This is a genomic window from Bacillus sp. OV322 (genome assembly GCF_900112495.1).
Lineage (GTDB): Bacteria > Bacillota > Bacilli > Bacillales > DSM-1321 > Peribacillus.
This window is the reverse complement of record NZ_FOMA01000013.1, coordinates 50,924-57,446: the sequence shown is the minus strand read 5'-3', so window position 1 is coordinate 57,446 and position 6,523 is coordinate 50,924. Positions and strand designations below refer to the sequence as shown.

Sequence of the window (6,523 nt, the reverse complement as noted above, 5' to 3'; positions counted from 1 at the left end):
CGAAGAAATGTTTGACTTGCTCATTTGCTTTTAGAGTGTGTGCTCACTATTTTAAAACGTTGGCGCTTAGTTTTGTTCAGTTTTCAAAGAGCAATTGTTTTTGAAACAACTCATTTATCTTATCACTAATCATTACATTAAGTCAACAACTTTTTTAATTTTTTTCAAAATCTTAAGGTGTTTGAAACTTGTTCGTAACAACAGATATAAATATAACACCATAATAAAAAGTGCGCAATACCTTTTCGTAAAAACTTTGCTAAAATAATAAAAAATATTCATTTCATGCTTTTTAAGCAATGTTTAGTGCCTATTATAAACAAAGAAAAAGACCAATTCCTTTATGTCTGCCTGACAAAACCCGCGGGCGGACTGTAAGAATTGGTCTTTTTTACGTTTTAACGGTGGCGCATAAGCGGGAACAGCAGCACATCACGGATGGAAGGAGAATTCGTCAATAGCATAACTAAACGGTCTACTCCTATTCCGAGTCCGCCCGTTGGCGGCATGCCATATTCAAGCGCTTCGATGAAGTCTTCATCCATTTCATGCGCTTCATCATTGCCCTCTTCGCGTTCTTTTAACTGAGCCTCAAAACGCTGGCGCTGATCAATCGGATCATTCAGTTCTGTAAATGCATTTGCATGCTCACGGCCGACTATGAATAATTCAAAACGGTCTGTAAATCTTGGATCTTTTTCATTTTTCTTTGCCAGAGGAGAAATCTCGACAGGATGGCCGAAAATAAATGTTGGCTGAATCAGCTTTTCTTCCACAACCTGCTCGAAGAATTCATTAACAATATGACCGAACTCCATATTAGCTTTCACTTCAATGCCGTGATCTTTGGCAAGCTGATGCGCTTCTTCTTTGGTCATTTCTTTCCAGAAGTCAACACCTGTGTATTCTTTAACAGCGTCGACCATGTGAAGTCTTTTCCATTCAGGCTTCAGGTCAATTTCATTTTCCCCATATTGAATGGTAGTAGAACCAAGTACATTCTCTGCGATATGTGCAATTAAGTTTTCAGTAAGGCTCATGATATCTTTATAGTCTGCGTATGCTTCATATAACTCAATCAAAGTAAACTCAGGGTTGTGTCTGGTGGAAACTCCTTCGTTTCTGAAAACACGGCCGATTTCATATACCTTTTCCAGGCCGCCGACAATAAGGCGCTTCAGATGCAATTCAATGGCAATCCTTAAATTCAAAGGCATATCAAGTGCATTGTGATGTGTCAGGAATGGACGGGCAGCCGCTCCGCCTGCAACAGAATGAAGCAGTGGGGTTTCTACTTCTAAATATCCGTGGTCATCAAGATAGCGGCGCATAGCTTGTACAATCTTACTGCGCATAATTAGCGTGCTTTTGCTTTCTTCGTTCGTAATTAAATCCACATATCTCTTGCGGTAGCGTTCTTCCACATCTTTAAGGCCATGGAATTTATCAGGAAGCGGGCGGAGTGCCTTGGTAAGGAAAACAAATTCCTTAGCTTTAATTGAAAGCTCGCCGACTTTTGTTTTAAATACCAATCCCTTAATACCGACTAAATCGCCAAGGTCGGTTTGTTCAAAAAGTTTATATTGCTCTTCCCCGACTGCATCAAGACGGACATAGATTTGAATCTGGCCGCTAATATCCTGAATATGAGCAAATCCCGCCTTGCCTTTTCCGCGCTTCGTCATGACACGCCCAGCAATAGTTACTTCTATATTTTTTTCGTCCAGATCTTCTTTGCTTTCTTCTCCAAATTCTTTCACGACTTCCTCAGTAAGGTGAGTGCGTTCGAATTTGCTTCCGAACGGGTCTTTTCCTTCATTGATTAAAGCCTGCATTTTTTCCCGTCTTACTTTGAGCTGGTCGTTTAATTCTTCGCTCATTTATAATCATCTCCATCTTGTTATTCAAAACTTATATATAAGTGAAATTTGCATCCTTACTTATTTTCACACAAAGTAAAGTAATCGAACAGTACTTTAGCCCAAAAATCTGACTCTTCCGCCTAAATAAAAACTGCCAGAGAAACCTGGCAGTGATTGTAAGCGTATTATAGGTAAAAAGAACAAGGCATGTCAACTTTTTATACAACCTGAACGTTTTGTTCAGCAGCTTCCACTTCACCGACAAGGGTGTATAAAAGTGTATGGACATCTTCCCGCGTGTTGCATTCATTAATGCCTTTTCTGGCTTTTCCATTTCCGCGCACGCCTTTTAGGTACCAGGCGGCATGCTTACGCATTTCGCGGACCGCAATATATTCATTTTTAAGTGCGATCAGGCGGTCCAGGTGCAGCATGCAGACATCCATCTTTTCGCGCACGGATGGCTCATCAACCGTCACTCCTGTTTCAAGGTACTTCACTGTACGGTAGATCATCCACGGATTTCCAAGTGCCGCGCGGCCTATCATGACTCCATCTGCTCCTGTTTCTTTAATCATTCTTTCCGCATCCTGAGGCGTTTCCACATCTCCGTTGCCAATTACAGGGATATTCACAGAGTTCTTCACTTCGCGGATTATATCCCAGTTTGCCTTTCCTTCATACATTTGCACACGGGTGCGACCATGAAGAGAAACGGCTTTTCCGCCAGCACGTTCGACAGCCTGGGCATTCCGCACCGCATAAATGTGGTCTTCATCCCAGCCCATACGCATTTTTACAGTAACCGGCTTATCAACAGCATCTGTTACAGCTGATACCATTTCGTATATTTTATCCGGATCCAGAAGCCATTTGGCGCCTGCATCACATTTTGTGATTTTCGGAACCGGGCAGCCCATATTAATATCAATGATATCTGCTGTTGTGTTTTTATCTACAAACTGTGCAGCTTCTACAAGGGTTTCTTTTTCTCCTCCGAAGATCTGCAGGCTCAGCGGTTTTTCTCTTTCGTCTATATATAGCATATTCATTGTTTTTGCATTTTGAAGTACGATTCCCTTATCACTGACCATCTCAGCACAGACCAGGCCTGCGCCGAATTCTTTAACTGTGAGACGAAAAGCGGAGTTGCAAACACCAGCCATTGGAGCAAGCACAACCCGGTTTTTCATTTCGATATCACCTATTTTAAACACCATAAAGCCTCCTTGAGCCTTAATTATTGCTTCTATCTATCTTCAGGCGGTTCTAATTCCTCCAAGGAAACATGGAGGTTATCGGCAACCTTCACTAAAAAGCTCTCAGTCGGTGTACGATTGCCCCTCTCCACTTCACCCAGCAAGGAAACTGACACACCTAGTTCTTTAGCAAATTCCTCTTGTGTAAAACCTTTCAGCTTTCGAAAAGCGCGAATACGCCTTCCCCATTTTTCTGCTTCCATAATCGAACTCCTTCTTTATCCTTATCCTGCATATTATCAAGAATAACTCTTAAAGGGGTCTCCATCTTCGGCAGAGTGATGTGCGGATCTATTTCCAGCAATGGAATGATGACAAAGGCTCTATCTAAAATCCGAGGATGAGGAATAATAAGATCCTCTGTTTCAATATTTTCGTGATTATACAGTAAAATGTCAAGGTCTAAAGTCCGCGGCCCCCACCTGATTACCCTTTTTCTTCCAAGTTGTTTTTCTATTTGCAGACAATAAGCCAATAATTCATCCGCTTTAAGAGAGGTTTCCGCTTTTATCACTGCGTTTAAAAAATCTTCCTGATCTAAAAATCCCACTGGATCAGTTTCATATAAAGAAGAACTGTCGATGACCTGTATCCCGCTGTGGTTTTGAAGAAGCCTCAAGGCGTCCGCAAAAATTTCCTTCCGATTTCCCATATTGGACCCTATAGAAATGTATACAATATTCTCCAAATCATCGGCTCCTTGTAATTTCTACAGCTACGGATTGGTAATGCCCGGGTATCGGCGGATCAGGCTTAATGACTTTGACCGTGACAGACTGGATTTTAGGAAACTTTGACAGCATTTCTTTTGCAATGTTTTCTGCGATCGACTCCACTAGCTTAAACGTCTTGCCCTCCACAATATCCTTGCACACCTGATAGATCTCTCCGTAGTTGACTGAATCCTCAAGGCTGTCGCTGTTTCCGGCAGCGGATAAATCCGTTTCAGCCACTACATCGACCGCAAAACGCTGGCCCAGCCTGTTTTCTTCAGGAAAAACACCATGATAACCGTAGAATTCCATTCTATTTAAATAAATCTTATCCACTATATTCACCCTTTCCAACCAGAACATCCATCATTCTTGCCATCCTCGCCATTTCTTTGACATCATGCACCCTCACCATGTGGCAGCCTTGCTGAATGCCTGAGCAGACTGTAGCGCCTGTGCCTTCAACACGCTCTTCAGGAGGCAGGTCCAAAACCTTGCCGATCATGGATTTCCTTGATGTAGCAAGCAGGACCGGATATCCAAACGATACAAGCTTATCGAGATTCTGCATCATTTCCAGATTAAGAGCGAAGTCCTTAGCAAATCCGATGCCGGGATCTAAAATAATTTTATCATCTCTGACACCTTCTTTTTTCACTAAGGCAATGCTTTCATAGAGGTCATTCCAGGCATCTCTCAGGAAATTCTTATACTCCATGTTCGGGCGGTTATGCATCAGGATTATCGGAACACCGGTTTCAGCAGCCGTCCTAGCCATTTCAGAGTCTGCCTTTGCTCCCCAGATATCATTAATGATATGTGCCCCTGCATTTACTGACTCCCTTGCTACCCTGGATTTATAGGTATCTATGGAAATGGGGATTTCGAGGTTCTTTGATATGGCTTCAATGACCGGAGCGACTCTTGCTATTTCTTCTTCATCAGTGATTTTTTTATAATTGGGCCTAGTGGATTCCCCGCCAATATCTATAATATCTGCACCATCCTCAATCATCTTTTCAGCATGGAATAATGCAGCATCAACCCGATTATACCTCCCTCCGTCCGAAAAAGAATCAGGCGTCACATTCAGAATGCCCATAATTAATGTTTTCTTGCTGTAGTCCAGTTTATAAGCGCCGCAATCAATGACAGTATTAAGATTCTTTTCCATGGTTCTCCTCCTGCATGCCTCTTAGCTGAGATTTACCAAATAGGTTTGTTTTGTAACGCTGATACTCTTTAAATAATACACGTGCCGCTTCCCCGTTTTGCCCCGGAAAAGTTTTTACGTTTTCAACATACGAAAAAGCCACGATTTCCTGTACCGAATTTGTATAAAAGAATTCATCTGCTTCCAATAGGTCCTCTGGGAGGAAGCGTCCCTCTGCAATAGGAAAGCCCATCTGTCCTGCAAGCTTGATTATCCACTGGCGGGTGATGCCATTAAGAATTCCTGTATTTATCTCAGGTGTATACAAAAAGCCCTCTTTAACCCAGAATAGGTTGGATGTAATCCCTTCTGCTATATACCCATTTTCTGTAAGAAAAATGCCTTCTATGTCTGTCTTGTTTCCTATTTCCAGTTTTGCTTTTACGTTATTTAGATAATGATGTGATTTTAAACGGATTGCCGTTTCGGGTGTATTTCGCCTTGTTTGCAGAATGACACCTTTTTTGGCCTGAAGTTCAACCGCTGATACGGCCGGAGTCATCAGCATAATCACATTGGGCGAGGTGTAGGGCACTGACTGCAGGCCAACAGGAGCCTCTCCTGCTGAAATATTAAGCCTCAATCTCGCGTTTCTGCACTCATTGGCATGCATCAATCGATCAATTATGAGCATGATTTCACCCCTTGTGCAGGAGAAATCAATATTCAGCTCATGCAGCCCTTCATTTATGCGACTTATATGGTCATCTAAAAGAAAAGGGTGGCCATCATATATGCGAAAGGTTTCAAAGAGGCCAAGCCCGTATAAAAAACCATGATCAAACGGAGAGATGGCCGCTTCTTTCTCATCTATTATTTCACCATTCATATACATATACATCAGCAGTTCACAGCTCCATTTCTTATTTTACAGGCTAACCCATTATTGTATTGTCATCCTGCTGCTTTTTATAATGATCCAAGAAATTGCGCAGCAGCTTCTTTCCATGCTCAGTCATAATGGATTCCGGGTGGAACTGTACTCCTTCTAACGGATAGGCAGTGTGGCGGATCCCCATAATTTCACCTTCCTCTGTTTCTGATGAAATAACAAAACAGTCAGGAAGCGTGCTTCGTTCCACAATGAGTGAATGGTAGCGTGTTGCCAAAAAGGAGTTTGGAATATCAGAAAAAATCGTTTTCCCATCATGGAGAATGGGAGATGTTTTTCCATGCATCAGCCGTTCTGCCCCCATAACCGTTCCTCCGAAAACCTGTGCGATGGACTGATGGCCAAGGCAGACGCCAAGGATAGGTATTTTGCCTGCAAAAAAACGGATAGCCTCCATACTGATGCCTGCTTCGTCAGGGCTGCAGGGCCCAGGGGAAATCATTAAAAAATCCGGGTCCAGTTCTTCTATTTCAGACAGGGTGATGCTGTCATTTCTTTTTACAATCAGGGTTTCACCAAGCTCCCCAAGGAATTGCACAAGGTTATATGTAAATGAATCATAGTTATCTATCATGAGAATCATC

General features: G+C 42.4%; 8 protein-coding genes. All 8 read right to left on the bottom strand.

Features of this window, described 5'->3' with window-relative positions; genetic code table 11:
- Window positions 1-398: 398 nt before the first annotated feature.
- A complete protein-coding gene (lysS, locus tag BM126_RS21315) occupies window positions 399-1,880 on the bottom strand; it encodes a lysine--tRNA ligase (RefSeq protein WP_090991342.1) in 1,482 nt (493 codons plus the stop codon).
- A 200-nt stretch (window positions 1,881-2,080) separates the two neighbouring features.
- Window positions 2,081-3,079, bottom strand: a complete 999-nt coding sequence (gene dusB / locus BM126_RS21310) for a tRNA dihydrouridine synthase DusB (RefSeq protein ID WP_090991341.1) — start codon at window positions 3,077-3,079, stop codon at window positions 2,081-2,083.
- A 32-nt stretch (window positions 3,080-3,111) separates the two neighbouring features.
- Window positions 3,112-3,324 (bottom strand): helix-turn-helix domain-containing protein, encoded by a 213-nt coding sequence (locus tag BM126_RS21305; protein WP_071352997.1) that lies wholly within the window; start codon window positions 3,322-3,324, stop codon window positions 3,112-3,114.
- Complete coding sequence (gene folK / locus BM126_RS21300) at window positions 3,276-3,809, bottom strand: 2-amino-4-hydroxy-6-hydroxymethyldihydropteridine diphosphokinase (protein ID WP_090991340.1); 534 nt, start codon at window positions 3,807-3,809, stop codon at window positions 3,276-3,278. Before folK ends, BM126_RS21305 begins: the two co-directional genes overlap by 49 nt.
- A gap of 1 nt (window position 3,810) precedes the next feature.
- The gene (gene folB, locus BM126_RS21295; RefSeq protein ID WP_090991339.1) at window positions 3,811-4,170 is read right to left on the bottom strand and encodes a dihydroneopterin aldolase; all 360 of its coding nucleotides are present in this window, start codon (window positions 4,168-4,170) and stop codon (window positions 3,811-3,813) included.
- The gene (gene folP, locus BM126_RS21290; RefSeq protein WP_090991338.1) at window positions 4,163-5,008 is read right to left on the bottom strand and encodes a dihydropteroate synthase; all 846 of its coding nucleotides are present in this window, start codon (window positions 5,006-5,008) and stop codon (window positions 4,163-4,165) included. The genes folB and folP overlap by 8 nt, the downstream gene beginning before the upstream one ends.
- Window positions 4,992-5,888, bottom strand: coding sequence for an aminodeoxychorismate lyase (pabC, locus tag BM126_RS21285; RefSeq protein WP_090991337.1), 897 nt, complete (start codon window positions 5,886-5,888; stop codon window positions 4,992-4,994). Before pabC ends, folP begins: the two co-directional genes overlap by 17 nt.
- A 34-nt stretch (window positions 5,889-5,922) precedes the next feature.
- On the bottom strand, window positions 5,923-6,522 hold the full coding sequence (gene pabA / locus BM126_RS21280) for an aminodeoxychorismate/anthranilate synthase component II (protein WP_090991336.1): 600 nt from the start codon (window positions 6,520-6,522) through the stop codon (window positions 5,923-5,925).
- Between the last annotated feature and the right edge of the window lies 1 nt (window position 6,523).